This window comes from Acidimicrobiales bacterium (assembly GCA_022452035.1).
Lineage (GTDB): Bacteria > Actinomycetota > Acidimicrobiia > Acidimicrobiales > MedAcidi-G1 > UBA9410.
The window spans coordinates 1-25,875 of record JAKURV010000023.1 but is presented as its reverse complement, the minus strand read 5'-3'; the positions used below and the strand labels follow the sequence as shown (position 1 = coordinate 25,875).

29 protein-coding genes are annotated in these 25,875 nt (G+C 63.2%); 14 read left to right on the top strand and 15 right to left on the bottom strand.

Going from position 1 to position 25,875, the window contains the following annotated elements; translation table 11 throughout:
- Positions 1–107: 107 nt before the first annotated feature.
- Positions 108–1,067 (top strand): DMT family transporter, encoded by a 960-nt coding sequence (locus tag MK181_08580; protein MCH2419854.1) that lies wholly within the window; start codon positions 108–110, stop codon positions 1,065–1,067.
- Positions 1,068–1,165: 98 nt separating this feature from the next.
- Here the strand turns inward: MK181_08580 and MK181_08575 are convergent, their stop codons facing one another.
- Positions 1,166–1,366 (bottom strand): cold shock domain-containing protein, encoded by a 201-nt coding sequence (locus MK181_08575; GenBank protein MCH2419853.1) that lies wholly within the window; start codon positions 1,364–1,366, stop codon positions 1,166–1,168.
- Positions 1,367–1,590: 224 nt separating this feature from the next.
- Entirely contained in the window at positions 1,591–2,466 is an 876-nt protein-coding gene (locus tag MK181_08570) for an aldo/keto reductase (protein MCH2419852.1), read from the bottom strand.
- A gap of 76 nt (positions 2,467–2,542) precedes the next feature.
- On the opposite strand from MK181_08570, the gene MK181_08565 reads away from it, so the two are divergent.
- Positions 2,543–3,238: a hypothetical protein gene (locus MK181_08565; protein ID MCH2419851.1), complete on the top strand. Its 696-nt coding sequence runs from the start codon at positions 2,543–2,545 to the stop codon at positions 3,236–3,238.
- Positions 3,239–3,273: 35 nt separating this feature from the next.
- Here the strand turns inward: MK181_08565 and MK181_08560 are convergent, their stop codons facing one another.
- Positions 3,274–4,140: a homocysteine S-methyltransferase family protein gene (locus tag MK181_08560; protein MCH2419850.1), complete on the bottom strand. Its 867-nt coding sequence runs from the start codon at positions 4,138–4,140 to the stop codon at positions 3,274–3,276.
- 108 nt (positions 4,141–4,248) lie between these two features.
- On the opposite strand from MK181_08560, the gene MK181_08555 reads away from it, so the two are divergent.
- Both MK181_08555 and MK181_08550 read left to right on the top strand, forming a co-directional pair.
- Positions 4,249–5,073 (top strand): hypothetical protein, encoded by an 825-nt coding sequence (locus tag MK181_08555; GenBank protein MCH2419849.1) that lies wholly within the window; start codon positions 4,249–4,251, stop codon positions 5,071–5,073.
- A 51-nt stretch (positions 5,074–5,124) separates the two neighbouring features.
- Entirely contained in the window at positions 5,125–6,012 is an 888-nt protein-coding gene (locus MK181_08550; GenBank protein MCH2419848.1) for a crotonase/enoyl-CoA hydratase family protein, read from the top strand.
- A gap of 130 nt (positions 6,013–6,142) precedes the next feature.
- Here MK181_08550 and MK181_08545 read toward each other — a convergent pair whose 3' ends face one another.
- The 6 genes from MK181_08545 to MK181_08520 all read right to left on the bottom strand — a co-directional run bounded on the left by MK181_08545 (position 6,143) and on the right by MK181_08520 (position 11,134).
- Positions 6,143–6,439 (bottom strand): antibiotic biosynthesis monooxygenase, encoded by a 297-nt coding sequence (locus MK181_08545; protein MCH2419847.1) that lies wholly within the window; start codon positions 6,437–6,439, stop codon positions 6,143–6,145.
- A 108-nt stretch (positions 6,440–6,547) separates the two neighbouring features.
- Positions 6,548–7,243 carry a hypothetical protein gene (locus tag MK181_08540; GenBank protein ID MCH2419846.1) on the bottom strand — a complete coding sequence of 232 codons (696 nt, stop codon included), beginning with the start codon at positions 7,241–7,243 and terminating at the stop codon, positions 6,548–6,550.
- Between the two features lie 132 nt (positions 7,244–7,375).
- Complete coding sequence (locus tag MK181_08535) at positions 7,376–8,098, bottom strand: hypothetical protein (GenBank protein ID MCH2419845.1); 723 nt, start codon at positions 8,096–8,098, stop codon at positions 7,376–7,378.
- Positions 8,099–8,124: 26 nt separating this feature from the next.
- Complete coding sequence (locus MK181_08530) at positions 8,125–8,556, bottom strand: nitroreductase family deazaflavin-dependent oxidoreductase (protein MCH2419844.1); 432 nt, start codon at positions 8,554–8,556, stop codon at positions 8,125–8,127.
- A gap of 118 nt (positions 8,557–8,674) precedes the next feature.
- On the bottom strand, positions 8,675–9,688 hold the full coding sequence (locus tag MK181_08525; GenBank protein MCH2419843.1) for an amidohydrolase family protein: 1,014 nt from the start codon (positions 9,686–9,688) through the stop codon (positions 8,675–8,677).
- 45 nt (positions 9,689–9,733) lie between these two features.
- On the bottom strand, positions 9,734–11,134 hold the full coding sequence (locus MK181_08520) for an amidase (protein MCH2419842.1): 1,401 nt from the start codon (positions 11,132–11,134) through the stop codon (positions 9,734–9,736).
- A 225-nt stretch (positions 11,135–11,359) separates the two neighbouring features.
- Between MK181_08520 and MK181_08515 the strand changes: the two genes are divergently transcribed.
- The 4 genes from MK181_08515 to MK181_08500 are packed head-to-tail and all read left to right on the top strand — an operon-like array spanning position 11,360 to position 14,361.
- The gene (locus MK181_08515; protein ID MCH2419841.1) at positions 11,360–11,782 is read left to right on the top strand and encodes a DUF805 domain-containing protein; all 423 of its coding nucleotides are present in this window, start codon (positions 11,360–11,362) and stop codon (positions 11,780–11,782) included.
- A 60-nt stretch (positions 11,783–11,842) separates the two neighbouring features.
- A complete protein-coding gene (locus MK181_08510; GenBank protein MCH2419840.1) occupies positions 11,843–12,721 on the top strand; it encodes an alpha/beta hydrolase in 879 nt (292 codons plus the stop codon).
- Positions 12,722–12,760: 39 nt separating this feature from the next.
- Complete coding sequence (locus tag MK181_08505; GenBank protein MCH2419839.1) at positions 12,761–13,594, top strand: ribonuclease Z; 834 nt, start codon at positions 12,761–12,763, stop codon at positions 13,592–13,594.
- Positions 13,595–13,641: 47 nt separating this feature from the next.
- Positions 13,642–14,361, top strand: a complete 720-nt coding sequence (locus MK181_08500) for an HAD hydrolase-like protein (GenBank protein MCH2419838.1) — start codon at positions 13,642–13,644, stop codon at positions 14,359–14,361.
- Between the two features lie 155 nt (positions 14,362–14,516).
- Here the strand turns inward: MK181_08500 and MK181_08495 are convergent, their stop codons facing one another.
- The 3 genes from MK181_08495 to MK181_08485 all read right to left on the bottom strand — a co-directional run bounded on the left by MK181_08495 (position 14,517) and on the right by MK181_08485 (position 17,499).
- A complete protein-coding gene (locus tag MK181_08495) occupies positions 14,517–15,698 on the bottom strand; it encodes a beta-lactamase family protein (GenBank protein ID MCH2419837.1) in 1,182 nt (393 codons plus the stop codon).
- A 303-nt stretch (positions 15,699–16,001) separates the two neighbouring features.
- On the bottom strand, positions 16,002–16,889 hold the full coding sequence (locus MK181_08490; protein MCH2419836.1) for a haloalkane dehalogenase: 888 nt from the start codon (positions 16,887–16,889) through the stop codon (positions 16,002–16,004).
- Positions 16,890–17,004: 115 nt separating this feature from the next.
- Positions 17,005–17,499 (bottom strand): hypothetical protein, encoded by a 495-nt coding sequence (locus MK181_08485; protein ID MCH2419835.1) that lies wholly within the window; start codon positions 17,497–17,499, stop codon positions 17,005–17,007.
- On the opposite strand from MK181_08485, the gene MK181_08480 reads away from it, so the two are divergent.
- From MK181_08480 to MK181_08465, 4 genes are all read left to right on the top strand, one after another.
- Positions 17,492–18,148, top strand: coding sequence for a hypothetical protein (locus MK181_08480; GenBank protein ID MCH2419834.1), 657 nt, complete (start codon positions 17,492–17,494; stop codon positions 18,146–18,148). The genes MK181_08485 and MK181_08480 overlap by 8 nt on opposite strands.
- Positions 18,149–18,764: 616 nt before the next feature.
- Complete coding sequence (locus MK181_08475) at positions 18,765–19,616, top strand: phytanoyl-CoA dioxygenase family protein (protein MCH2419833.1); 852 nt, start codon at positions 18,765–18,767, stop codon at positions 19,614–19,616.
- Positions 19,617–19,893: 277 nt separating this feature from the next.
- Positions 19,894–20,844, top strand: coding sequence for a hypothetical protein (locus MK181_08470; GenBank protein ID MCH2419832.1), 951 nt, complete (start codon positions 19,894–19,896; stop codon positions 20,842–20,844).
- 130 nt (positions 20,845–20,974) lie between these two features.
- Positions 20,975–21,805 carry an MOSC domain-containing protein gene (locus MK181_08465; protein MCH2419831.1) on the top strand — a complete coding sequence of 277 codons (831 nt, stop codon included), beginning with the start codon at positions 20,975–20,977 and terminating at the stop codon, positions 21,803–21,805.
- 68 nt (positions 21,806–21,873) lie between these two features.
- Here the strand turns inward: MK181_08465 and MK181_08460 are convergent, their stop codons facing one another.
- Positions 21,874–22,983 (bottom strand): DUF1214 domain-containing protein, encoded by a 1,110-nt coding sequence (locus tag MK181_08460; GenBank protein ID MCH2419830.1) that lies wholly within the window; start codon positions 22,981–22,983, stop codon positions 21,874–21,876.
- Between the two features lie 122 nt (positions 22,984–23,105).
- Between MK181_08460 and MK181_08455 the strand changes: the two genes are divergently transcribed.
- Positions 23,106–23,990: an alpha/beta fold hydrolase gene (locus MK181_08455; GenBank protein ID MCH2419829.1), complete on the top strand. Its 885-nt coding sequence runs from the start codon at positions 23,106–23,108 to the stop codon at positions 23,988–23,990.
- Positions 23,991–24,155: 165 nt separating this feature from the next.
- On the opposite strand, the gene MK181_08450 is transcribed toward MK181_08455, so the two are convergent.
- Together MK181_08450 and MK181_08445 are read right to left on the bottom strand one after the other, a co-directional pair.
- On the bottom strand, positions 24,156–25,163 hold the full coding sequence (locus MK181_08450; protein MCH2419828.1) for a BMP family ABC transporter substrate-binding protein: 1,008 nt from the start codon (positions 25,161–25,163) through the stop codon (positions 24,156–24,158).
- A gap of 73 nt (positions 25,164–25,236) precedes the next feature.
- Positions 25,237–25,440, bottom strand: a complete 204-nt coding sequence (locus MK181_08445) for a hypothetical protein (protein MCH2419827.1) — start codon at positions 25,438–25,440, stop codon at positions 25,237–25,239.
- Positions 25,441–25,501: 61 nt separating this feature from the next.
- Here MK181_08445 and MK181_08440 point away from each other — a divergent pair, with 61 nt between their 5' ends.
- Positions 25,502–25,771, top strand: coding sequence for a ferredoxin (locus MK181_08440; GenBank protein ID MCH2419826.1), 270 nt, complete (start codon positions 25,502–25,504; stop codon positions 25,769–25,771).
- Positions 25,772–25,875 lie beyond the last annotated feature (104 nt).

Below are 25,875 nucleotides of genomic sequence, written 5' to 3'. Positions count from 1 at the left end.
CCGGTATAGGCCCTAGACGAGGGCAAGAGCGTAGTGTTTGTCGACTGTCCGCTTCGTCGGCGACGCCAGCTTTGTTGGATTCGTCTCGGCGGGAGGAAGGACCGGCCATGCCCCCCGTGCTCACCCGTCAGCAGGGCTCCCTCGTCGTCCTCTTCTGCGGCCTCATGTTCTCGTTTGGACCCCTTGCCTTTCGAGCGCTCCGCGAAGCTGACGCCTGGCAGTTCCTGTTCCACCGCAGTTGGGCGACTGCCGTCGTTTCGGCGGCCATCATCGTGGCGGCCGGCCGAAACCCGCTCCGCTCGGTAGTCGAGGCCGGGCTACGCCAGGTGGCGGCCGGGCTAGTGGTGGCTGGGCTGTTCACCCTGTTCATCGTGGCGCTGAGCCGGGCCTCGGCGGCCTTCGTGCTCCTCATGCAGTCCACCAGCCCGTTCTACGCCGCCCTATTCGGGCGCATCTTTCTGAAGGAACCGGTCGGTAGGGACACCCTGATGGCCATGGTGGTTGCCGCGGTTGGCGTGGTTGTGATGGTCGGCGGCAATGTGGGCTCCGGCGACGCCCTGGGAACCCTTCTGTCCGCGATCCTGCCCATCGCCCTCGGGGGGTACGCCGTCCTTATCAGGAGTTCGCCGATCCGAGACCCGGGGGTGCCGATGCTGGTAGGTGGAACGGCGGGGGCAGTTGCGGCAGCCGCCGTCTCGTCGTTCGGGCCAGGGGTTGTCGTACCGGCCTACGACGTGCTCATGGGGGTCATTGCGGGTGGCCTGCTGATCGGCGTATTCGCGCCAGTCTGGAATTACGCCCATCGGTTCGTACCACCAGCCGACGTGAGTCTGCTGCTGATCTCCGAGATCGTGATGGCTCCAGTGTGGCTGTGGATCTGGAGAGACGAGACGCCTTCGACGGAGACGCTGGTCGGCGGGGCGATCAGCCTGGCTGCCGTGCTGTGGTTGACCTTCCGGATGGCCCGGGACGGAAAACCTGCGCTGTCTGCAAGAGGGCGCGGCCTGCACGTCGGCTCCGTGCCCGGCTACCGGCGCTACCGGCCGAGCTCCGGACAGGACGTCTGATCTGGCCCCGGACGCGAACGAACCCGCCCCGGAGGGCGGGCTCATCGCAGCGGGTTGGGCCGAGACCTCAGGCTACGCCGAGGCTCGCCCCACCCGTGTCAGACCTTGCGGACGTTCAGGGCTTCTGGGCCCTTCCGGCCGGGGCCGACCTCGAACTCCACGGCCTGGCCCTCGTCGAGGCTTCGGTAGCCCTCGCCCTCGATGTTGGAGTAGTGGACGAAGACGTCCTCTTCACCTTCTACGGAGAGGAACCCGTAGCCCTTTTCACTGTTGAAAAACTTCACTGTGCCGTTCGGCATTATCGATATCGCTTTCGTTTGAACTGAATTTGAATTGGACCGGGCCGTGGTCGACCCGGTGGTTTCAGCCTACGGCGATCCGCGAAATTGCGGTCAGGGAGGTGGGTAGAGAAAATTTTGAGCCTTCTAAGGGCTAGGCAGGCGTTGCTCTCGCCTCGTTGCCCGACGAAATAACCCACCCCGAAGCACGAAGTGCTGAACGTGATTGTGCTTCCCCTAAGGGGTTAGCGCCAGGGAGAGACTGCCTTCTCGGAAAGGGGGAAGATCCCCCCGCCTTCGGCATCCTCGACGGTCCTTTGACGCTCACCATCGCTCAACGGTTCGTATCGGGTGGCAGCTGCGATGGCCCGTCTGGCCGTGTCCGGGTCGCTGGGGGTACAGAATGCGTGCACCCCGGGCGTCGACAGGGCGAACCGGACACCGCGTTCTATATCGACGTCTGTCCTGTGGGGTTCGTACCAGCTCAGGGCATCCGGGGCTCGGTCACCCCAAGGGCGCCAGGCGACGGCCTTGATGGCCATCACACCGACATCCCGTGCGGCACATTCTGCGAGTAGCGCCTCCACGTCGGCTCGGTAGGTGGGGTCGGACCAGACCGTCGGGTAAACGGGGAACATGACGGTATCCAGGTCGTAGCGACGGACCGCTTCTAGATGGGCGCTCGGGGCTCCAAGGTCGTGTCCGGTGACCCCTACGTACCGGGTTAGCCCCCGGTCACGCGCGTCCAGGATGACTTGGAAGGCCTCGTCGCGTTGGTCCAGGACCTCCCGCGATGTGACCCCATGGGCCTGGTAGAGGTCTAGATGATCCACCTGGAGGCGCTCAAGGCTGCGGTCGAGGCGACGCAGGGCCCAGTCCCGCTCGGTCTCGGCCGTCTTACAGGCCAGGAAAAGGCGGTGGCGGACCGCTGGTAGGTGTGGGCCCACGGCCCGCTCCGCCATCCCGTAGCCGGGAGCAATGTCCAGGTGGTTTACGCCAGCCTCCAGGGCCTCGCGGAACAGCCCCTCGGCCTCGTCCGGTGTGTCCGTGATGAAGGCCGCTCCGCCCAGGATTGCAACGCTCGAATCGTGGCCGGTTCGGCCGAGGCGTCGAGTCTGCACGACCGGCAACGTACCAAGAGCGCTTGGAATAATCGGGGGTCCCATCGGCTGACAATCGTCACCTAGCGTCGACCAGATGGTGATGAGACTCAGACAGGTGGCGTTAGTGGCCGGCGATCTGGACCAGGTCGAGGTCGATCTCGTGGACCAGTTAGCCGTGGCGGCCTGCGCCCACGATCTCGGGGTAGAGAGGTTCGGACTCCGGAATGTCCTATTCCCGGTTGGTGACACCGTGCTCGAGGTGGTGGCACCGATAGAGGAGGGCACTGCGGCCGGTCGACACCTGCAGCGGCGGGGTGGAGACGGCGGCTACATGGTCATCCTCCAGACCGATGACCTGGAGGATTTCCGCGACCGGATTGGGGAGATAGACGTCCGTATTGTCCTGGAGGCCCGTATGCCCGGGATCGTCGGGTTGCATCTGCATCCCCGAGACGTCGGTGGCGCCATCCTGTCGGTGGACGAGACCGACGACTGGACGGCCTGGCCCTGGGCCGGCCCCAACTGGCGGGACCATCGACAGACGGGCATGGTCAGCGGCATCGTGGCCGTGGAGATCCAGGCCGATGACCCAGCGGCCATGGCGGGACGCTGGGGCGAGGTCCTGGGCCGTCGGACAGAGGGAACGGTGGTAGCCCTGGACGGTGGCGAGATCCGCTTCGTGCCCGTACTTGACGGGCGTGGCGAGGGACTGGCGGGCGTAGAACTCCGTGCCAGTCTGAATGCGGACCTTGAGATCTGTGGTGTCCGGTTCGCACTCCGGAAGGGTTGATGGGGACCCGGCGGGCGGTGTAGTCGGGGTCGACGTCAGGCGTCGAGGGCTAGTCGAACGCGAGCGATGTGTTCGGGCCCGATCTCACAGCACCCACCGACGATGTCTACGCCCATGTCGACCCACTGCATGAGGACCTGGGTGTATGGATCGGCTCCAAGGTCGGTTCGGGCATCCGGAAGAGGGCTGCCCTCCCGTCCACGCCAGCCGACAGGCATCCCGTGGAAGGCGTTCGCGTAGGCCCCGATCGGCTGGCCGGTCGCTGTACGTAGAAGGGGCAGGGCGTCGAAGATCTGCTCAGGTGAGCTGCAGTTGAGGAGGAAGGCGTCGGCGTCGATAGAGGAACAGGCTTCGGCGAACGGGGTCCCATCGAGCAGGTGGGCTCCGTCGCCACCCTGGAGGGTGAACGATACCCAGACGGGCTTTCCCGCTGTCCGGGCTGCGTCTGACGCCGCTCGGGCCTCGAAGCAAGCACCCATAGTCTCGCAGAGGAAATGGTCGACGAAGCCGGCGAGGTGGTCAACCATCTCCGAGTACTCGGCGACCAGCTCCTCGTAGGTGGCGTCGGGGGAGGGGTTATAGCTATGCCTCAGGGGTGGTAGGCACCCGGCAACACGGACGTCGCGGTCTGCCGAGTCGGCGACCTCGCGAGCCAGGTGGCCGGCCAGACGGGTCAACTTCTCGGCCTGGTCACCCAGCCCATGGATGCCGAGACGGTCGGCGAAGGTGGAGTAGCTGTTAGTGGTGATGACGTCGGCACCCGCCTCCACGTAGTCGCTGTGGACAGCGGTAACGAGACCTGGGTCCTCGATCATGGCCCAAGCCGACCAGAGTTCAGCCGAACGCGGAGCACCGCGGTTGATCAACTCCTGGCCCATGCCTCCATCGAGCAGTGTCGTCATGATCCCTCCGGCGGTCCGGCACCACCGATGAGTGTGGAAGGGGACACTAGGCGTGGAGGTTGACCCACCTAGTGTCCCGGAGATGTCCGCTCCGGCCCCCACTAACTGATGGGAGCGCTGCTCGGTGCCCTGAGTTCAATATCGGTGGGCGGATCGGAGATGTTCGGCCGCCAGGGATCCCGAACCGCAGGCGTGCTGGCCGTGGGTGTGGTCTCCCAGGGGTTGGCCGCTGTGACCGCCCTGGTCCTCGTGCTGGTCCTCCCTAGCGAGCTGTCGTGGCCGGACCTGGGCCGGGGTGCCATCTCCGGGATCGGATTCGGGGTGGGGATGATCGCATACCTGGGTGGGCTCCTACGAAGCTCGTCGACGGTGATCTCACCGACGGTGGCCACTCTGACCGTGGTCATCCCGTTCGGGACGGCAGTTATCGGAGGCGAGCAGGCCTCGATGCTGGCCTTCGGCGGCGTGGGGGTAGCGATACTCGGACTGGTGGTCATCACGGTCGGTGGGCGTGCTGCCATCGGAGTCCGTAAGGGACTGTTCTGGGGAGCGACGTCGGGTCTGGGGTACGGCATCGGCCTGGCCGTCCTGATCGACACGTCGACATCGAGTGGCTCATGGCCGGCGGTCACCCAGCGTGTCGTGGCCTGCATCCTCACCGTGGCGTTGGCTACCGGTCGCCGGTCGCCGGTGATGCCGCCCAAGGGCGCCCGCTGGCCGCCGTTGTTCTCCGGGATGTTCGGCGGGCTGGCCTCCACGCTCTACATCCTGGGGGTACAGGCCGATGCGCTGCCGGCCGCCGTGACCGGAGCAATGTTTCCCGCAATCAGCGTGGCCCTAGGACGCCTGGTGTTCGGCGACGCCGTCCGCCCACCACAAGTCATGGGCTTGGGCCTTGTGCTAGTCGGGGTGACCGGGGTGGTGGCCGGGTGAGTCCAGCTTGGACCCTGCCGTCTTGAGGTTGAGCATGGAAGGCTGTCCGGCATGGCCGACCCCGTGCTCTACGAGGAACGCGACGACATCGCGATCATTACCCTCAACCGCCCCGAGAAAAAGAATGCCCTGACCGACGCCGTCATCCAGGGAATCGCCGCCGGGATCGATTCCGCCACCGCGTCGCCCGACGTAGTGGCCGTGGTCCTGCGAGGAGCGGGCGACTCGTTGACCGCCGGCTACGACCTTACGGAGGGCACCGAGGTCGGAACTTCGAGCGGAGACGAACCAGGCTGGTCTACCCCGTACGGCGCCCAGGGCCCAGAACCCCGGGAGGGCGCCTGGGATCCCGTTCGGGACTACCAATTCATGGCCAACAACGTCCGACGCTTCATGAAGGTCTGGGAGTGCCCAAAACCGGTGCTGGGCGAGGTCAAGGGTTGGGCGGTCGGTGGGGCCACCGACCTCATCCTGTGCGCCGACCTGCTCTACATGGCGTCAGACGCCCACATCGGGTATGCCCCAAGCCGCATCTTCGGGACCCCGACCACCATGATGTGGGTGTACCGGCTGGGCTTAGAGCACGCCAAACAGTTTCTGCTGACTGGTCGGGCCATCGACGCCGAGACCGCCCTCCGTATCGGTCTGGTGTCCCACGTTTGCGAACCGGAGAACCTGGCTGGCTTCGTTGAGGAGGAGGCCCGACGATTTCGACACATCCCGGCCAACCAACTGGCCCTCAACAAGCTGCTCGTCAACCAGGCTTTCGAGAACATGGGTTTGAGGACATCACAGATGCTGGGCACGTTCTTCGACGGAGCGACCCGCCATACCGAGGAGGCCTACCGGTGGGCAGAGTCATTTTCTGAGAAGGGTTTCCGGGAGGTGATCCGGGAGCGGGACGCCCCGTGGGGGGATTACGGCGAGCGAGGTCGCTAACCCGATGTTTCCCTAGGATGGTTGTACTGGTGGATGGCTGAGGAGCCGCCGCTGGACACGGTCTTCCCACCGTGCGAACGGCCCTCGCTTAGGCGGGGGCCGACTCGCGTCGAGGTGGACGGCCCGCTGATCAGACTCCCGGCTGGTTGTCGAGGTACGTAAACTTGGGGTCTTCAGCCAGGATCGGCGCGAGCATGTCGAGTAGTCCGGTTTCGACACGCCACGCCAAGTAGGCCTCGTGGTGGGCCCTGGTGGCGAACTTTTCCCAAAGGATGACTGTGTCGGGTTTGTCTGCATCGACGTACACCTCGATCGACTCACAGCCGTCAAAGGCTCGGGTATCGACCAGGGCGGATTTCAGAGTTTCGACAAGTCCTGCCCCGAGACCTTCGTTGCACGGGAATTCGACATGAATTGTTTGAGACAAGAGATTCCACCTTTGCCAGGGCAAGCCCTGGTTGGGCTAGCTGTCCCGGTATCGAACCACACGGTCGGATTGGGCTACTAGTCGTAGCGTTTCAGCCGGGCAGCGTCGTCACAGTTGGCGGAGTTCGTAGTGGCCGCCGTTGACCACCAGCTCGAGTTGGCTAGCTCCTGCTGACACCGCGATAGGCGTGGTTCCGCCAGTTGGTTGAACCAGACCCCATCCGTCGTCCGATGGCAGCCCCTCGACGTGTATCGAGGTCTGGGTATTGGCAACCGACGAGTTCTGGGCATGAGCGGTGAGGTGGAGGACGGCGCCGTCCCACCAGGCTTCGCTCATGGCGACGCGCGGGAAGTCGAGACCGCTGACCGTCGGTCCGTCGAACTTCCCCAGGTTCGGATCATTGAAGATGCGGCTCCAAGCTCCCGGCGTACACACCCAGCCGGCCATGGCCCGGGCGTTTAGTTGGCCTCGGGGGTGGGGTTCGCCGAGGCCAAATCCGAACGTGAATTCGCCGAGGTCGTTATCCCACTGAGGCTCGTGGGTCGCGTCGAGGTACTCCCAAAGCCGTGTTTTGGCCTCGCCGTCGGTGAAATCGCCGGTTTGCATAGCTAAGAGAGACGCCAGGTTCGGGTCGTCCAGTCCGACCAGGTCACCATCGCCGAACAGTCCTGTGAGTGTGGCGGCCATTTCCCAAGCCGACTTGGCCATGTCGGATCTCTGCGGTGCCAAGTACCAGACCGGTGCCATCAGCGCCAGTGGAGTCGATACGTGCTCGTCGATGACTGGGTCGTAGTAGAGATCCATGGCAACTGGTCGGCCGTCTTGCCAGGTGATGTAGTTATCGGTGGCGTACTCCCACCACTGATCGAAGGCGCCGTGGTGATCAGTTCCGTGGAGCCGGTCGTGCAGCCTCAGACCGAGGCCAGCGCCGCTCAGTCAATAGGGCCAGATTTTGGTGTTTTCGCAGTGCACGCCAATTGGGCGGTTCCGCCACTGGTTGGCCAGATGGGCGGAGATCTCCGAGTAGGTCCAAGTGAATGAGTGCTCTCCGTCCCGGATCATCTCGAATGGTTGGTTCCATTGCTCGTCGTTGGAGACGTAGCGGTGTAATCCAAGTAGGAGGCCGAAAAACCCCTTGAAAAACAGCATGCCGTCCGCCGCTATGGGGTCCATTTGCACCCCGTAGGGCTCGATCCCGTTTGCCGTCCAACCCGGGACGTCATATTCGCCCCAGGCATTGGCAGGGATGATCGAGCGCCAAGCCTCGGGGTAGTTCGCCCGGTCGGGATCGGAGCCAAATTGGGTCAGCCAATCCGACGCTGCCCACCACGACGTGTGGCGGGTAACCAGTTGGTCCAGGATCTCGGAGTAGACCTCGCGCCAAGCGGGTGTGCGATCGGCCATCAACGCCACTGCGTAACTCGAGTCGATCAGGTCGAAGCGGTGCCAAGACAGCATCGGCGCACCGGTGATGTTGTCCCAGTGGGGGTGAGGGCGCCCCTCGCGGTCCCAGTCATCCGCAGTGGTGGCTTTGCGGTGGAGGTAGCGGAGCCAGCCCAGTGACCGGTCGTCCAGTGCGGCTGGCTCACTTAAGGGCACTGTGACCACCTCCGGGGCTTCTTCCAGGAGACGATGCCGGATGGGGCCGTCTCCCGGCATGAGGGCTCAACTCGAAGCCTCTGATCTCAGTCCGCTGGTTGGAGCAGCACCAGGGGGATCTCGCGATCCGTCTTCTCCTGGTAGCCGGCGTAGTTGGTGTGCTTCCCGGTCACGATCGGCCACAGCCGGTCCCGGCTCTCGGGCGACGCGACCTGGGCGACCATCTGGCGTTCGTGGGAGTCCCTCGTGGTGACGACGACCTGCGGGTTCTCCCTCAGGTTGAGAAACCAGGCTGGGTGGGTGTCTTCTCCGCCCTTGGAGGCGACGATCACGATCACGTCCCCGTCCCGGTGCGGCGACGTCAACATGACCGACCTCGGTTTGCCCGACTTTCGACCGACTGTGGTCAACTCGAGCACCGGCATGTTGGCTGCTGTCCACCCGAACCGTCCACCGCTGACCTTCAGGAGGCCGCGGTGCAGCCTGTTCATTGTCCGCAGTTGGCTGTCGCTAGGCACGGGTCGAGCCTAGATTCGTGACGTCGGTGGTGCCCGATCAACCGAAGGCACAATCCACCGACTCCGGGAGGATCCGTAGGCCGCGTGCGGGGGTGGCCCAACCGGGGCGCTACCCCAGTCAGAGCCGATAGGTCCGTGCCGCCGTGCCGGAGAACATCGCCGAGCGTTCGCCATCGTTGAAGTTGGCGACCATCTTCTTGAACGCATTGAACAGCACCCGGTAAGAGACCGAGAGGCGATCAACCGGGAAGTTGCTCTCAAACATGCACCTGTCCGGGCCGAAGCAGTCGATGGTGTGAAGGAAATAGTCCTGATGGGCCTCGACGATCTCGTCGGACGTGGGTGGACGGTCTGCCAGGTGCCAGCCGAACCCGTTGTCGGGCATGGCCAAACCGCCCAGCTTCGCTACTACGTTGGGGCATTGGGCCAACTCTGTGACGTCGGCCTTCCAGGCGGCGAAGACGTCGTCGCGCTGCGACTCGTACGGGCCCACCCCCAGCGGGGTTCCGAAGTGGTCGAGGATGATCGTGGTCTCCGGTACAGATCGGGCCAGGTCAGTGAACTCGCCCAGCTGGTAGTGGTAGTGCCAACTCTCGTAGGTGTAGCCGAGAGCGCCTAGGAGCCTTACCCCCTGCCGGAAGGACGGGTCGGAGAAGAGGTTGGCCGGCGCCCTGCCAGGGATGAAGAGCATCTCCGGGTGCTCAGTGTGAGATCCGGCGTGGCGGATGCCGCGGAACAGGCCCCGGCCGGCCTCGGCGTGGGCGTCGAGCACCTCGGAAAGCTGGCCGCCGAGCCGGAGGTCGGCATGGGCCACGATTCCGGCAATACGCGCCCCGGGGCCATCAGCGGACTCGGCGGCCACTCTGGCCACGAACTCGGTTTCACCCACTGGTCGGAGGTGTTTCGGACCACTGGAACTGTAGGAGGCGCCGCACTCCACAAAGACCGTCTGCTCAATCCGGTGTCCCGACCCGGTGTCAGCCCACAGGTCGGCGAGCAGGTACTCGGAGTCGGGGAGGCGCCACAGGTGGTGGTGGGGATCAACGATTGCCAGTTCGGGCTCGATGACCTCCTCATCAACCTGCGAGTACCACTCTGGCCCTTGGAATGCGAACATCTCGCGCCCGGCCATGGCACCCGAACTTAGCCCCGTCATAGCGGATCACGATTTGTTGATTCAGGTGGTGACCGGGTTGATTGGGGTGATGGCGCCTAGGGCCGCCTCGACGTCAGCTGCTGCGGCGAGCGCTAGGTCGTCGCGCCAACGGTCCGCAATGCACTGCACGCCTTGAGGTAGGCCATCGCTGACTCCCACCGGGACGGCTACCGACGGGATTCCGAGCAGGTTGGGTGGGGTGATACATCTCAGTAGTTCTGTCAACGAGACAATGGCGTCGCCCCCAAGGTCAAACCCGTGCTCAGGAGGGGGTTCTGTCCACGTTGGCATGAGAACCACAGGGTGATCGACAAAGAACAGCGCCCACTCTCGCGCTAGTCGGACTATCTCGGAGTGGACGAGATGTGGGGCCATCACGGCTTTGGAATAGTCCTCAGCCAGACCGTCCAGCACGGCGGCTAGTTCTTCGCTCAAGATGGGTCGGGCCGCTTCCATCAGGACCGCCACGTCGGCGGCAAGCAGGTGGGCCCAGACGTCGGAGCAGCGTTCCATTTCGGGAGGGGTGCTTTCGACGACTTCCCAACCCGTCTCAGTCAGGGCCGATGCGGCACGCCCGACTCCGTCGATCACCGAAGGGTGGCAGTTGACTCCGGGGACGCTGTGGACCACGGCCACCCGACGGTGGGTGTCGGGCCCGTCCAGCGGAACGGTCACCGATCGAGGGTCCCGGGGATCACGCCCGTGTAGCACCTCCATAGCGGTTCGAAGGTCAGCCACCGATCGGGCCATCGGACCGTCGGTGAGCATGACCTGACTGGCCAACCCCGGATTTTGGTCATGTTCGAAGACGCTGTAGGCCGGAAGGCGGCCATGGGTGGGCTTTATTGAGGTGATCCCGCAGCAGAAGGCAGGGTTGCGGACCGAGCCGCCGATGTCGTTGCCGAGACCCAAGGGCGACATTCCTGATGCGATTGCCGAGCCCTCTCCTCCGGACGATCCGCCAGCTGTTCGATCGGGGTGCCACGGGTTGCGAGTCAGGCCATGCAGCGGGTTATCGGTGCTTACCCGGAGGCCGAGTTCGGGAAGATTGGTCCGGCCAATGGGGATGGCGCCCGCTCCTCTAAGGCGTTCAACTAGCGGAGCGTCGGTTGAGGCGATGAGTTCAGCGAACGCAGGAAGGCCTTGGGTGGTGGCAGTGCCGGACACGTCTACGTTCTCCTTGACCGTGCAAGGCACACCGTGGAGGGGACCCAGTTCATCACCAGTGGCTACGGCGGCGTCAGCGTCGATTGCCGCGGTTCTGGCCTCATCGGCCAGCACACGGGTGACGGCGTTCAACCAGTCGTTCACTTCGCCGATCCGATCCAGATGGGCGTTGACCACCTCGAGGCTGGATACCTCGCCAGCAGCGATCATCTGGGCCAAATTATTGGCGGTCCGCTTCCAGAGGTCTTCAGTCACTGCAGCAACCTAAACAATTCCGTAATGGTGACCGAACTCGTAGTTAGCCCAGAGCCCAATTTTTTGCTCTGGGGGAGGGGGGTGACCCTGGAGCCCCTAGGTGCCCAAACGCGCAGGCGGGCGGGTCCGCTCGGAGGCCCTCCCCTAAGGTGAGTCCGCTAGTGACTTGTATCTCCGGATCAGGAGATCTGCGTGCCTAGGTGTCACCACGATTAGGAGCGATCTGTGAAGCATTACGTTGAGGCCTGGAAGCGCTACACGGATTTCAAGGGCCGGTCATCGCGTGCCGCCTACTGGTATCCCTTCGTTCTAACCATCATCATCTCGTTCGTTCTCGGTGGTATTTCCGAACTCGTCTTTGGAACCGCCTCAGATGAGCCAGGCCCCTTAGAGGTGATCTACCAACTGGCCTGGCTCTGCCCCGGTATCGCCCTCGGCATCAGGCGCCTGCACGACATAGGTCGCAGCGGTTGGTGGCTACTCATCGTCCTCACCGGGATCGGAGTCATTCTGCTTATCGTCTGGGCATGTCGCTCCGGCGAGAATGAGGCAAACGCTTGGGGTCCGCCGCCTGGGGACGCTTCACCCGCCGAGCCTGGGTCTGACAACCCTGAGATAACAGGACCAGCAGGCCCAATCATTTCCTAGGAACGACAAAGGGGATGGCACGAAATGCCAGCCCCGCAGGTCAGCGGTTACGGTCCGTCGATGCCCCAAGCTGACATCAACGGAGTCACGATCGAATACGACTTCCGTGGCGAGGGCGAACCACTACTGCTTGTTATGGGCCTGGGAGGCCAGCTGACCGACTGGCGCGATGACTTCGTCGAGCTGTTTGTCGAAAAGGGCTTTCAGGTCATTCGGTTCGACAATCGCGACAGTGGACTTTCGTCGCAGGGAACCTGGAAGCCGCCTAATCAGGCCAGCGTGGTTCGATCGATCCTCACCAAGAAACCGGTCAAAGGGGTGGCCTACTCGATGGTCGAAATGGCAGCCGATGCCGTCGGCCTCCTCGACCATCTCAACATCGATTCTGCCCATGTCGTTGGTGTGTCAATGGGCGGAATGATCGTCCAGGAGATAGCAATCAACCACCCGACTCGGGTCCGAACCATGTGCTCCATCATGTCGAACACCGGCGACCGTCGAAATGGCGGTATGGCTGCGTCGCTGATTTCGAAGCTTGTCGGGCGGCCAAAGCCCACACTGGAAACAGCCGTGGAAGACAACGTGGAGACGTTCCGCCTGATTGCCGGACCTCACTTCGACGCCGAAGAGCACCGGGAACACGCTCAAGCGCAAGTTTCCCGAAGCTTCTTACCGGAAGGAGTGGAGCGACAGATGTCGGCAATCGCCAGTACTCGTGATCGCACGACCCTTCTGAGTTCGGTGATCGCGCCAACCCTGGTCATTCATGGCCTAGTCGACCCACTGGTTAAGCCGAGTGGCGGAAAGACGACAGCCAAAGCTATTCCGGGCTCCCGATTTCTAGGTATTCCAGACATGGGACACGACCTGCCCAGACCACGCTGGCTTGAGATCCGAGACGCAATCGTCGAGAACTGTCGGCGTGCCGGCTCTCATTAGAGAGCGTCACCTAGTCCGAAGCACTGTCACGAAGATCACATGCTTGCCATCACACTCCTGGGGACCGGTAGCCCCCTGCCCGACCCGAACCGAGCCGGACCAGCCACGCTCGTTACCGGTGGCACTGAACAGTTTCTGATCGACGCTGGCCGAGCAGTACTCATGCGACTGGGGGGTGCCGGTAGCAGTGCAGGCCAACTCAGTGCTGTGCTGCTGACCCATTTACACAGCGATCACATCACCGACCTGAACGACGTGATCACCACCAGGTGGGTCATGACCTTCGAACCATCACCACTCATCATCGTCGGTCCTGTTGGGACGAGGTCCGTCATCGACCACATCCTCGCCTCGCTTGAACCAGACATCGGCTACCGCACCTCCCACCACGAAGACCTGAACTACCCACCCCAGGTCGAGGTCATCGAAGTGACCGAGGAGGAGATCGACCTAGGCGGACAGGTACGTGTCTCCTGCGCCCCCACAGACCACAAACCGGTAGAACCCAGTATCGGATTCCGCCTGGACTACGAGGGCGCGTCGCTAGTCGTCGCCGGTGACACCGTGCCGTGCGAAGGCCTCGACAGGCTGTGCACTGGTGCGCAGGCTCTAGTGCACACGGTCATCCGCAAGGACATCATCGAGAACGTTCCAGCGCAGAGGGCGCAAGACATACTCAACTATCACTCCTCTCCCGAAGAGGCTGCGAAGACAGCGGCACGGGCTTCAATGGAGACCCTGGTGCTTACGCACTACGTACCAGCATTCCCATCCGGCGGTGGCGAGGACTGGCGTGACCTTGCTGCCGTCCACTTCTCCGGCACCATCGAGTTAGGCGACGACCTACACAGGGTCGAAGTCCACGGGATCTGAATCGGGTCAGACCCAGAGGACAACCAACACATGGGTTCTATTCGAAAATGACTCGCCGACTCACTGACCACTCAGTTCTTACCTTCGACTGTTACGGCACACTCATCGACTGGGAGGCCGGAATCTGGGAAGCGTTCCAACCGCTGCTTAGAGAGAACCCAGCGACTGGGCTCACGCGAAACGCCTTGATTGCGGCCTTCAACAACTTTGAAGCGGAGCAGCAGGTTGCAACACCCACCATGGCCTATCCCACCGTTCTGGAATGTGTGCACCGGGCGCTAGCCGAGGACCTGAAGCTAGTCACGACACCAATACTCGATCATGCGTTCGGTGCGTCAGTTCCATCTTGGCCGGCGTTTCCCGACTCAACCGAAGCTCTTAGGTTCCTGTCAGAGCACTTTGGGCTCGTCATTCTCTCGAACGTTGATCGTGCGGGCTTTGCAGCTTCCAGCGCTCTGTTGGGTATTGAGTTTGATGCCGTCTACACAGCTGAGGACATCGGCTCGTACAAGCCGGACCTCTCTAACTTCGAGTATCTGATCAAACACGTGGAGTCTGATCTGGGGTACGGCAAGTCGGACATCTTGCATACGGCGCAGGGCGTTCGACACGACCACATCCCAGCCCGCTCAATCGGTCTTGACAACGCTTGGATCGACCGTAACCGTCTCTCGGAGACAGCTACTTCCGATCTTCCAGCAACCGACTACCTCTTCTTCTCCCTGGCAGAGATGGCTGCTGCTGTGGCAGTTGAGTTGACCTTGTGACAGGTTGACGACCCCCCCGGCCATCGAGTTGGCTCACTTAGCCTTGGCCTCAACACAGGCAGGGCTTTCGGGTATGTAGTGCGCCCCTGGGAGTGGACCACGGAAAGCCAGAACCTGATCTTGCTATTCCGCTTTTAAGGGACCACTCCGGTCGTTCACAGACAGGAACGGACCGCCTCGATCAAAGCGTTCGCCCGGGGGTCTCCAGCGACTCCGTTGCCCATCTGGTTCATGACGTAGCCGAAGCCCACCTGATGGTCGAGATCTCCGAAGGCCAGGGAACCACCGGCTCCCGGGTGTCCGAATGATTCTCCGGTCAACATCGGGTTCGTATCAAGGTGCCTCATGAATCCCATTCCCCATGCACATTCCACAATGAGGCTCTTGTCAGGCCCGCGCGAGCGCTCGGCCCGCACCGTCTGGACCGTGTCGTCACTGATCAGTCGGATCCCGTCGATCTCGCTCACACACGCCCCGTACATCCGGGCTAGAGCGCGGGCCTCGCTGATTCCGGCTGCTCCGGGAATCTCAGCTGCATGTACCTGGCGGGAGTTGAAGGTGTCTATTTGGAGAGGAACGGAGGGATCGTATTCCTGGTCGCCGAGCATCGCTCCGTCCATGGTGAGGGACCGGTAGCCGAGAGATCCGGGACCCATCATCGCCGTTATTAGCTCGATAGTTGGCGGGTCAGTGATCACCGGTGCGGGGATGAGCTGGGCGACCCGGTGTTCTTCGGATTCAGGAAGACCGATGAACGAATCGATACCCAGGGTCCCGGCCACCTCATCGGCTAGGAAGCGGCCGATGGGCCGTCCGTCGATCCGCTTCAGGATCTCGCCGACGATCCACCCGTAGGTGATGGCGTGGTACCCGTTGGCCGTTCCCGGCGCCCACAGGGGCTCTTGAACCTCGAGGGCGCGGAGCACAGGTTCCTTGTCGCAGATCTCGTCGAGGGTGAGCGGGGTGTCGACGGCTGCCAGGCCGGCTTGGTGGGACATGCACTGGGCGACGGTCACTGCTCCCTTACCGCCGGCCGCGAATTCGGGCCAGTAGGCGGTCACCGGTGAGTCGTAGTCAAGCTGGCCTCGTTCGTAAAGAATGGCGGCACAGATTGCGGCTACGCCCTTGGTGGTCGAGAAGTGCAACTGGAGGGTGTCCCGCTCCCATGGGCGACCGGTTGCCGGATCGGCTATCCCACCCCAGACGTCGACCACGCTGCTACCACCGAGGTAAAGGCAGAAGGCGGCCCCGACCTCGCCGCGCTGATCAAAGTTGTCGGCAAAGGCGTCGGCGACAGGCCCGAATCCTTCTGCCACTTCGCCGTGTATCAGAGTCATTGATCTCTCCCGGTAGCTGCCCGCTGGAGTTTGACAAATGGCATCGCACAAGCCCCAGCCGTGGCACTAGTCCACGGGGCGAGATTCCAACTCCCCCTTTTTCTGACCCCAGCAGGTTTAGAGGGAGCCCTTCGCTGCTTTCTTGTCTTTCTTTGCCTGTCGCTTCTCTTTGGCGGTCTTGGAGGCGGGAGTCTTGCTGGCCCGCCCACCCTTGTCTTTGCCAGCCATGGTGATTTCTCTAACTTTCTGTAGCCCTCTTGATAACGCCCGACTTTAGGCCCTCACCTCGTGGCTGCCTGCTGCCTACAGGTACGCGTGCCAGTCGGCCAGCGCCGCTCCTATCTCATCGGCGGAGTCCTCCTGGATGAAGTGGTTTCCGGCGACTGTGACCTCCGTCTGGTTGGGCCAGGTACGGCAGAACTGGCGCTGGGTGCCGGTCAGGATGGCGCCGGGTTCTGCGTTCACGAACAACTTCGGGAACGGGGCCGACGCCATGAAGTCCGCGTATGCCGAGGCGATTGACACCACGTCGGCCGGCTCGCCCGCTATCGGGATCTCACGGGGCCAGGTAAGAGTAGGGCGCCGCCCTTCGCCCGGTTCGGCGAACGGTCGCCGGTACTCGTCGTGGTCCTCGGGTGCCAGGTTGCAGATCATCGCCCCAGGGAGAACCGCCTCCACGAACAGGTTTTTCTCCAGCACCATGTCCTCGCCCGCCGGCGACCGGAAGGCCTGGAAGATGCCTTGTGCGGCCTCGGGCCACTCGTCCCACGTAGCTATAGGCCGGACGATGGCCTCCATGTAGCAGATCCCGGCCACCGCCTCGGGGTGGTTGGCGGCCCAGTCGAACCCGAGAGCCGAACCCCAGTCGTGCACGACCAGAGTCACGCGTCCCGTCACGCCGATCTGTTCCAACAGTTCCCACAGGTAGGTGCGGTGTTCCACGAACCGGTATGAGCCGGGGCCGGAGTCGTCCAACTTCTCCGAATCGCCCTGGCCGATCAGGTCGGGGGCGATACAGCGTCCAAGGCCGGCCACGTGCGGGATGACGTTGCGCCAGAGGTACGACGACGTGGGGTTGCCGTGCAGGAACACGATCGGGTCGCCCTCACCGACCTCCACGTAGGCCATCCGCCTGCCGTTGACGGTGGCGAACCGCTTGTCGGTCGGGTGCTTTCCTGCGGTTGGGGTCATACCGGCGGACCGTAGTCCCACCGTGCGTACACAGCCGACGCCGGTTACGTAGTGCACCCCTTAGGTCTAATTGCTTAAACGGAACACCCCTAACGGGAGGCGATGGGCCTTCCTTTCAGCCGCTGCACGTATCGCCATCTGGGGGCTCGTACCTCGCTCCACCCTGCACTGGGGAGGGGTGACAGACTTGGGATGTGAGGGCGCACGCTGTTGCGGTGACGGTCTTGTTGATCGTCTCGGGGTGTGGCGGTAGTTCTGACACAGCAGCACCAACCTCGACTGAATCAACGACCACGACTACGACACCTATCGCGAACACGGCGCCGACCACGACACCAACCACGAACGCGGTATCGACCACGACGGTGGCGCCGACAACAACCGCGGTACCGGCGACGACCACGGAGGCTCTGACTACAACTACAACACCCGCGAGTGCTGCAGTTCCGTCTACCGCCACGGTTCCACCTACCACCACAGCGGAGCCGGCGACGACAACCGTTCCAATCGCTACGACAGTCGTCGATCTGGCGTCGACCACTGTGCTGGCCGAACCACCGCCCTCGCCCATCCAACTGGAACCCGGAGAGAGACTTCGGGTGGTGCTCACTGGAGACTCGATCACCGACCAGATTTCGCCATACCTGAAGTGGATCCTTGGCCGGTTCGCCGACGTTGAACGGCGACACTTCGCCGGCACGGCCCTGTGCGACTGGTTCGCCGACCGCGGCGGCGACCTTGGTTTTGAGAATCTTGAGGAGTGGAATCCTCACGTATATGTAGTCGACCACGGCGGGAACGCTCTGACCCCGTGCATGGCCGGCGCCGATGGGAGGCCGCTGCGTGGCGAGGCCTATGAGGAGAAGTACCTTGCCGACAGCGAACGCCTCGTCGATCTGGCGGTACGCACTGAGAGTCGGGTGCTGTTCGTCGACCAACCGGTGAGTCGGGGAGACCTGGTCTCGGGGACCCACCCAGTCTTTCGGACCATGCCCGAGCGGTATCCCGGTGGGAACGTCCGGTTCCTCTCGACTTGGGCGTCGGTGTCACCGGGCGGACGCTTCCTCCAGTCTGCGCCTTGTGAGGAGGCAGAGCCTGGCTGTATCGACGGGATGGGGGAGTTGCGGTCTCCTCCGCCCTACGGCCATCTGGAGGCCCTCGGGGCCTGGCGGTACGCGAAGGCCATCGTTGATGAGTTCGTGGCCGCTGGCTGGGTCGATGCCACAATCGTCGATCTAAGCGATCGGGCCATGCCATAAACCGGAATTAGTCCGGCACAGTTCACAGGTGTGTATCTACACATAGGGCTCCTGGCGTCGCCAATTTCCCCTGCGGGGTGGGGGTTCTGAAGAAACCCCACCCAGGATCCGACATTGAAAATCTAGGTGTGGTAAAATTGGGGTCGTCGACATGATTTCAGCCGCCTTCGGGCGGCCTTTCTGCTTTTTCAGCCCAAAACAGCGTCCAACCCGACCGCATGAGACACCGTCGGACCCACCGCTCGTACATAACGGGGGCCATCGAGGTGGCACCTAGCCTCCGCCTCAATACAGGCAGGGGTTTCGCATTGGTGGTACGCCCCTATGGGAAGAGACGGTTCCCGGAGCAATGTTCTAGCGACTCCCGTAGAAATTCCGATGCACGTAGATGACATCGGCACTCATGGGGGAAGGTGCCCTACCGAGAGAACGACCGCCCAGTAGGGGCGGCCGTTCCTGAGGGCATGGAGGGGACAATGTCCTCGCCCGTCAGTCTGTTCAAAACGGCCGCTCTGGTGGTGGATCTCCAAAATCGGCAAAGGTTCCCTGGTACGGCCTCTCGTGGGTGACACCGAATGACTGGCTTTAGTGCCCCGACGAAAGCGATCCTGTTGTCGTGCAGCAGTTGTCCACGGAGTCGATCCAGTCGTTTGATGCCGGCTTGGTAAGCGCCGACGGCGATGCACGCCAGGCCCTCGGCGACGACGGCGTCGTCTGTCTCCGGGGAGCGTTCGAGGCCTCGTGGCTCTCGATCGTCGAAGACGGAATCGTCGCAGCGTTAGCCGGTGCGAGCGTCGATCTCGATGTGGTGAAGCGCGAGGGCGACAAGGGTCAGTTCTCGTTCAGTTCAGGAGCGTGGCAGACCGTGGAACCCTTCCAGCGGTTCATCTTTGACTCTCCTCTCGCCGATCTCGTGTGGCCACTGCTCGACAGCTCGACGTTGACACTGTTCTACGACTTCCTGTTGATCAAGGAAGCTCACAGCGACAGTGCGCTCACGCCATGGCACCAAGACCACTCCTACTACCCACTCGATGGAACGAAGGTGGTCAACAGCTGGGTTGCGTTGGATCACATTCCGCTCGAATCGGCACTGCGATTTCTGGCCGGTTCGCACAGTTCATCCACCCTCTATCGCGCTGTCGACTTCGGCGATCCGAGTGCCGCCTACCGGCACGCCCGCTCTGAGCTCCCTCTACCGCCGATCAACCAGGACGATCGCATCCTGGTAACGAGCCTGCATCCGGGAGACATGTTGGTTTGGTGGTCCCACACACTCCATTGCGCACCGGGTAATCGTCTCGACAGGCGGCGGGCCGCGTTCTCTGTCAACTGGCTCGGTGATGACGTGACCTATAACGGACAGCCGGCGCTGGATACCTACATCGACCCGTCGCTCTCGTCAGGAGATCATGTTGTGGGTGACAAGTTCCCACTCGTGCGGCAATCGGTTGCTTCCAACGGTTGATTACGCCCCCTCAGGGGGGTGGCAGACTCCAACTGTGGACAGCGCTCCGTCGCCCAAGGCCTTCGACTCCTGTCCACGCTGTGGCGTCACTATTCCTGACAAGACTGAGAGCGACGACGAGTACGAGTTCTGTTACAAGTGTGATCTGGAGTTATCAGAGTTGGTCGGTGGGTGGGCTTCTTGGAACAGGAACAGCCCCCCTCCTAGTGGCCACTGATCTCGACGCCGACGGGGTGGCTGGGGACCGACGGTGGGACTGACCTCACGAATACCACTGGTGGATCTAACCGGCGCTTTCCAACCGGGTGCACACCGCGAAGAGGTAGTGGAGAAAATCCGCGAAGCATGCGAAGACACCGGGTTTCTCGTAGTCACCGGCCACGGCGTATCCGACGAGGTCATCAGGGGCATAGAAGCCGTATCACGCGAGTTCTTCTCGCTTCCTCATGAGGAAAAGATGTGCTGCATCAGCGGCCCTGGTGTTTTCCGAGGGTTCACACCAATCGAGACGTCCACGCTGGCATTGTCGCGAGACATCGTGACTCCGCCAGATCTGTGTGAGGCATTCTCCATCAATCGGTTTGACGACCATGAGGTCGCCCTCCGATCTGGTCTGCAAGAGGGCCGTGAGGCTTTCTTCGCTCCGAACATCTGGCCAGAACGGCCCGAAGGCTTCAAACACGCCTTCGAGACTTACTACGGGGTTATGGAAGACCTAGCGACTTGTCTCATGAGGCTGATGGCATTAGCCCTCAGGCTTAACGAGCACTGGTTTGACGACAAGGTCCGGGACCACATCACCAGTCTGACGGTCAACTACTACCCGGAACTTGAGCGGCCTGCAGCCCGGGATCAGTTCCGGCGAAGTGAACACACCGACTGGGGCAGTCTCTCCATCCTTTTCCATGACGGTGAGCCCGGATTGCAAATCAAATCAACTGACGGAGAATGGGAAGACATCCCGCTTGTCCCTAATGCGTTTGTCATCAACCTGGGTGACCTCATGGCCTCTTGGACCAACGACCAGTGGAAGTCCACTTACCACCGTGTGATCATCCCCGAAGGTCGCTCTGCCGACCGCCTCTCGATTGTTTTTTTTCACCAACCCGCATATGACACCGTCATCGAATGTATTCCCACCTGCACGTCGCCAAACGACCCACCGCACTACGCGCCAACGACATCTGGGGAATGGATCCTTTCAATGCTGGAGAAAACCACCCGCTGACCTGAGAACAGTGTCCAGCCCGAGGGCGTGCGGCACCGTCGGACGGCTGCGCGTATCTACACCTAGGGCTCCTGACGTCGACCGCCCCCCAGGGGAGGGGTGACAGACTGCGACTGTAAGGAGAGGACGCGTGAGCGACGCCTACGAAGTGAACGGGCTCTGGCGGTACCCCGTTAAGTCGATGGCCGGCGAGGCCGTCGAGGCGGTGGAACTCGACGCCGACGGGGTGGCTGGGGACCGACGGTGGGGCGTCCGCGATTTGGACACCGATCGGCTGGCCAGCGCCAAGAAGCCCCGGCCGTTCGGTGGTCTGCTCGACTGGTCGGCCCGGATCACCGACGACGGAACGGTTGAGGTGGCCTCGCCGGGCGGCCAGACATGGACTGCCGGCGACCCGGACCTCGACACGGCGCTGTCTCGGGCCTTCGACCGGCCGCTGGTTCTGGCCCCCGTCGAGGCCGGCCGCGAGGAGACCTACGACAGCGAGTGGCCGGAGATCCCGGGGACGGCCCTGTCCGAGGTCGAGGTGGAACTCCCGGTGGCGATGATGACGGAGCGAGCGTCGTTCGTGGACCTGGCTGCCGTCCACCTGGTCGTCGAGGACTCCGTAGCGCACCTGTCGGAGTTGATCGGTGCCGAGGTACCGATTCGACGCTTCCGCCCCACCGCGCTGTTGAGGTCGGTGATGGAGGCCGCCCCCGGGTTCGTCGACCTGGCCTGGGTGGACCGGGCCGCTACCGCTGGCGACGTGGGCCTCCACATCGACGGGCCGGCGCCCCGGTGCGTGATGACGACCCTTCCGCAGGGTGACCTCGGTGCCCAGCGGGAGGTCCTGCAGGCGCTGGCCGAGCACGCCCGCCACGACACCGGCATGGGCGTCTTCGCCTGCCTCGGCACCTACGCCGAGGTCACCAACCCGGGCACCGTCCGTCTCGGCGACCGCTTCGTCCTCGCCGCCTGACGGCTGCCCGTATCTACACCTGGGGGCTTCGGTGTCCTCCCCGCCCCATGGGGTGAGAGCAGTCCACGTCAAGTCTCTATCTCGGCGAACGGGACCACTTCGGCCCTCAGGGGGTCGATGTCGCCCTCTGCCAGAAAGAAACGGAAGAACAGGGTGCCAGAAGCCCGACCCTCGGTGTCGATCCAGTTAGGGATGCCGGGGTCGGCGTGGGCCACGACCATACGGAACGAGCCGTCGGCTTCGAGGGTGGTGGTGGCCCTGTTCCTACTGACCGGCCGATTCACGTAGTCAAGGGTCTGTAGGAACCGGTTCCAGGCGCAGACGCTGGCAAAACGACACACGGGCCACCGGCCGGTGACAACCAGCGCTTCATCCGGCCCAAGCAGCCAGCGACCAAGCGAGTAGTGCGCGTCTGCGGCCGATAAAGCAATATCGCCGGGCTCCTGAGGTACCGGAAATTCATTGGGGATTTGGCCCACCCAGTCGGGTGGCGCGGCTCGGCCGGCCGGCCGGGGACCGTCGGTGGTCTTGCTTCTTACATGGGTGGCTACCCGTCTGATGGCAGCAGCCACCGAGTCGTCATCCCACGGTGGCGGCGGCTCATCAGGTGGGTTGAGGTTTGCGATAGTCAGCGGTAGGTGGACATCGGTGCCGGCGGCCGAGGACTCCCATTCGAAGTAGTGGCGGCTAGTGAGGCGACCGGCATCGACCGACAGCCCCAACCAGTTCCGGTCCTGGGGCTCACCTCCGAGGGTGATTTCGTAGGAGCCGTCGGCGGCGACGTCAAACTGCGTGTCGTTGAGCATCCCGTCGGTACGGTCCGGGTACGAGCCGTCGTTGGCGCCGGCCTCCACTGTGAACGCCGTGTACACCGCTTGGGTCAAATTGCCAGTGATCCGGTAGGTGCAGTCGCCCCGGATAGGGGCCTCAAAGTAGATGGCATCGGCATTGTCGCCGCTGAACTTGCGGGTCGGCGTCACGATACGGCGCCACACCGGACGTTCCGGATCGAACTCGGCGTGGCTCACCAGTCCCGACTGGAGAATGTGGGCGATTGTGCGGTGGGCCTCGGCGACGTCGCGGTCGTCGACCACCATCCACTCCTTGCCGGCAAACCGCTCACCGGCCTCGGCCAGCACCTCGAGCAACTCAGCCCATGCAGCACGCGTCTCGGACATCTGCATCCCCCCGGGACCTCAAGCGATATACCGATGCTAACGCTGGGCCCAGACCAGGCTGGCGTGGCAGGTCTTCTCGGTGTCAGGCTCCATGGCGGGCCGACCGCATGTGGGGGAGAACCATGACAAAGGTCCGGGCGAACGGAATCGACATCGAGGTGGAGACCTCCGGTGACCCTCGGGACCCGACAATCCTGCTGATCATGGGCATCAGCTTCCAACTGGTGCACTGGCCCGACGGCTTTGTGGAGCAGCTGGCCGGTCGGGGGTTCCACGTGGTCCGCTTCGACAACCGCGACGTGGGCCTGTCCACCTGGTTCGACGACCATCCCCGCCCCAACCCGGCGCTCCTGTGGTTGAAGTCGGCTCTGAGCATTCGGCCGAAGGCGGCCTACAGGCTGTGCGACATGGCCGAGGATGCCGCCGGGGTGCTGGACTCCCTCGGAATCGACTCGGCGCACATCGTGGGGGTGTCCATGGGCGGCATGATCGCCCAGCGCCTCGCCATTGAGCACCCGGAGCGCGTCCGCTCTCTGTGCTCGATCATGTCGAGCACCAGGCCGCCGAGCGCGTCGGTGGGGCTGACGATGAAACTGTTGAAACTGGGCTCGGATCCCGAGACCAGGGAGGAGCGCATCAACAGCTCGATGGAGACCTTCAGGCTCATCAGTGGCAGCGGCTTCGAGTTCGACGAGGAGTACATGGGCCAGCTCGCGGTCACCGCCGTCGACAGGGCCTGGCACCCCGAGGGCACCGACCGCCAGTACGCGGCTTTCGCGGCCGACGGAGACCGCCGGGCTGCCCTGGCCGGCCTGGACGTGCCGACGACCGTTGTGCACGGGACCGACGACCGTCTCGTGCCACCCGGGTACGGCCAGAGAACCGCCGACGCCATTCCCGGAGCGGAGATGGTCTGGATCGAAGGCATGGGCCACGAATGGCCCGAAGGGGCGTGGCCGCGGATCCTGGACGCAATCACAGACCTCGTGGAGCGCTCAGGCGTCTGACGGACTGGGGCGGCAGGAGAAAAGGTCGGCGGCCTCATCTGGACTGCCTAACGGCCTAGTTGGAAAGAAGTTGGAAAGCCGAGCGTGGGCCGAACGTGAGTGCCTAACCCGTCTGGACAAGGTCTTCACAGGGGCGGTCGACGCGTTGGCCTGAAGGTTAGGTCCCTACGAGGCCGGGACTTCGCCGGTCCAAAGGGTTCCGGTGAGGTCGGCCAGCATCGACTTGAGATCGTCGGATGGCCAAAAGGTCCGATTAGGGACTCCCGTCTTGTGGGCGCTCCAGAGGTTGAAGAAGTGCAGGCCGACTGGTCCGACGTGACCACCGGATGGGGTGCCTCCGAGGAGGAACTCCTGGTTGATGAGTGCCAGGGTGGAGTAGGAGCGCTCGCTCTCGTATTCGGACGGCAGGTCCAGCGCCTCCTCGTAATGCTTGATGTGAGACGGTCGACCCGGGCGCCAGTACATGCTGTGGAATTCGTTGGGCAGTTTCAAGACGCTGGTGAGCAGACACCGCCGGGCTTTGATCACCTGAAGCCAATCGTCGGCCTCTGCGCCAATGCATAGTGCTCCGTTTCGGGCGTTGTACCCCGTTCCGGCCACCTCCACCAGCACTCCGCGCCCGCTTCCGCTCCCGGGTCCGAACACGACGTCGGCGCCGCCATCGAGGGCTTCACGGGCCGCGGTCGCTCCCCAGTCGGCGTCCGGTTCCCCTCTGTTGACCGGGTGGACGATCGAGAGGACCTCGACGTCGGGATCGACGTGGGCAACCCCGTTGGTAAAGCCGGTGCCGTAGGCGACCGACGAGGGTTCGGTGCCCGAATCCAACACCACGGCGACGATCTCGGTCACGGTCGCCGACGCGGCGAGTGCTCCGACGAGGAACCCTGCACGATCCTCGGGGAAGACCAGCCCAGCCAGATTCGGGAGTTCCTCGCCGTGGTGCTGGTCGATGCCGATGAAGGCGACATCGGGATGCCGACGGGCATTGGCCGTCGTCGCCTCGCCCATTTCGGCTCCGATGGTGACGATGAGGTCACAGCGCGCGTCAGCGAAGCCGTCGATCAGGGCCACGTGGTCACCCGCTTCCCGAGAAGCGGCGGATGCGGTGGTGGCGCCACCTCCGTCCGGCGTGAGGGATCTCTGGATTTCCCGGCGCTGCCGCTCGAGGGACATCCAGGTTTCGTGGTTGAGCCACTCGTACCTGCGGCCGCCGGGGGCGGTCACGAGGCACATGTCCCAGGTCGAATCAGACGTCCAGGTCGGTGCGGCGGTGGTGGTTGGTGCGGCGGTGGTCGTTGGTGCACCAGTCGTGGAGGGAATAGCCGTCGTAGGTGTCGGAACAGAAGTGGTGGCAACGGGTGCGGTCGTTTCCACATTGCTGCTGCACGCGGAGGCAACCAGCAGCAAAGCCACCAGGACCACGTACTTCTTCACGGTCTGAGTCTGTCACCCCACCCCGTAGGGGGGCGGGGCGAAATTGAATCCCTCAACAGTCGAACTAACTTGATCCCATGAAGGTCTGGATCGACCAAGACCTCTGCACTGGTGATGGCATCTGTGCCGAGATCTGCCCCGACATCTTTGAGATGCACGACGACGGGCTGGCCTACGTCAAGGAAGCCGACTGGCCGACGATGTACGGCCCCGACGGTTCCCCCACAGGTGAGCCCGTCTACAAGATGGCCGGAGGCATGGCCGGAGTCCCTGACGAGCATTTGGACGCCACCATTGAGTCCGCTGAGGAGTGCCCCGGAGAGTGCATATACATCGAGGTCGAATGACTTGGCCCTCAATTAGGGCGGTGGAAGAATTGTGGCGACAACACACCACCGTCCAGTAGAGCGGTGTTCGCGCAATGTTGTACGCCCCCGGCGTGCAAGACCTA

Bases quoted from the DNA above. Each gene is read 5' to 3' on its own strand.
- MK181_08510 (MCH2419840.1), top strand. From the start codon at position 11,843: ATGCCCCAAGCTGACATCAACGGAGTCACGATCGAATACGACTTCCGT.
- MK181_08580 (MCH2419854.1), top strand. From the start codon at position 108: ATGCCCCCCGTGCTCACCCGTCAGCAGGGCTCCCTCGTCGTCCTCTTC.
- MK181_08535 (MCH2419845.1), bottom strand. From the start codon at position 8,098: ATGCCGGGAGACGGCCCCATCCGGCATCGTCTCCTGGAAGAAGCCCCG.
- MK181_08440 (MCH2419826.1), top strand. From the start codon at position 25,502: ATGAAGGTCTGGATCGACCAAGACCTCTGCACTGGTGATGGCATCTGT.
- MK181_08550 (MCH2419848.1), top strand. From the start codon at position 5,125: ATGGCCGACCCCGTGCTCTACGAGGAACGCGACGACATCGCGATCATT.
- MK181_08565 (MCH2419851.1), top strand. From the start codon at position 2,543: ATGGTGATGAGACTCAGACAGGTGGCGTTAGTGGCCGGCGATCTGGAC.
- MK181_08540 (MCH2419846.1), bottom strand. From the start codon at position 7,243: ATGGATCTCTACTACGACCCAGTCATCGACGAGCACGTATCGACTCCA.
- MK181_08525 (MCH2419843.1), bottom strand. From the start codon at position 9,688: ATGGCCGGGCGCGAGATGTTCGCATTCCAAGGGCCAGAGTGGTACTCG.
- MK181_08500 (MCH2419838.1), top strand. From the start codon at position 13,642: ATGACTCGCCGACTCACTGACCACTCAGTTCTTACCTTCGACTGTTAC.
- MK181_08560 (MCH2419850.1), bottom strand. From the start codon at position 4,140: ATGACGACACTGCTCGATGGAGGCATGGGCCAGGAGTTGATCAACCGC.
- MK181_08555 (MCH2419849.1), top strand. From the start codon at position 4,249: ATGGGAGCGCTGCTCGGTGCCCTGAGTTCAATATCGGTGGGCGGATCG.
- MK181_08460 (MCH2419830.1), bottom strand. From the start codon at position 22,983: ATGTCCGAGACGCGTGCTGCATGGGCTGAGTTGCTCGAGGTGCTGGCC.
- MK181_08505 (MCH2419839.1), top strand. From the start codon at position 12,761: ATGCTTGCCATCACACTCCTGGGGACCGGTAGCCCCCTGCCCGACCCG.
- MK181_08495 (MCH2419837.1), bottom strand. From the start codon at position 15,698: ATGACTCTGATACACGGCGAAGTGGCAGAAGGATTCGGGCCTGTCGCC.
- MK181_08450 (MCH2419828.1), bottom strand. From the start codon at position 25,163: ATGTCCCTCGAGCGGCAGCGCCGGGAAATCCAGAGATCCCTCACGCCG.
- MK181_08455 (MCH2419829.1), top strand. From the start codon at position 23,106: ATGACAAAGGTCCGGGCGAACGGAATCGACATCGAGGTGGAGACCTCC.
- MK181_08490 (MCH2419836.1), bottom strand. From the start codon at position 16,889: ATGACCCCAACCGCAGGAAAGCACCCGACCGACAAGCGGTTCGCCACC.
- MK181_08575 (MCH2419853.1), bottom strand. From the start codon at position 1,366: ATGCCGAACGGCACAGTGAAGTTTTTCAACAGTGAAAAGGGCTACGGG.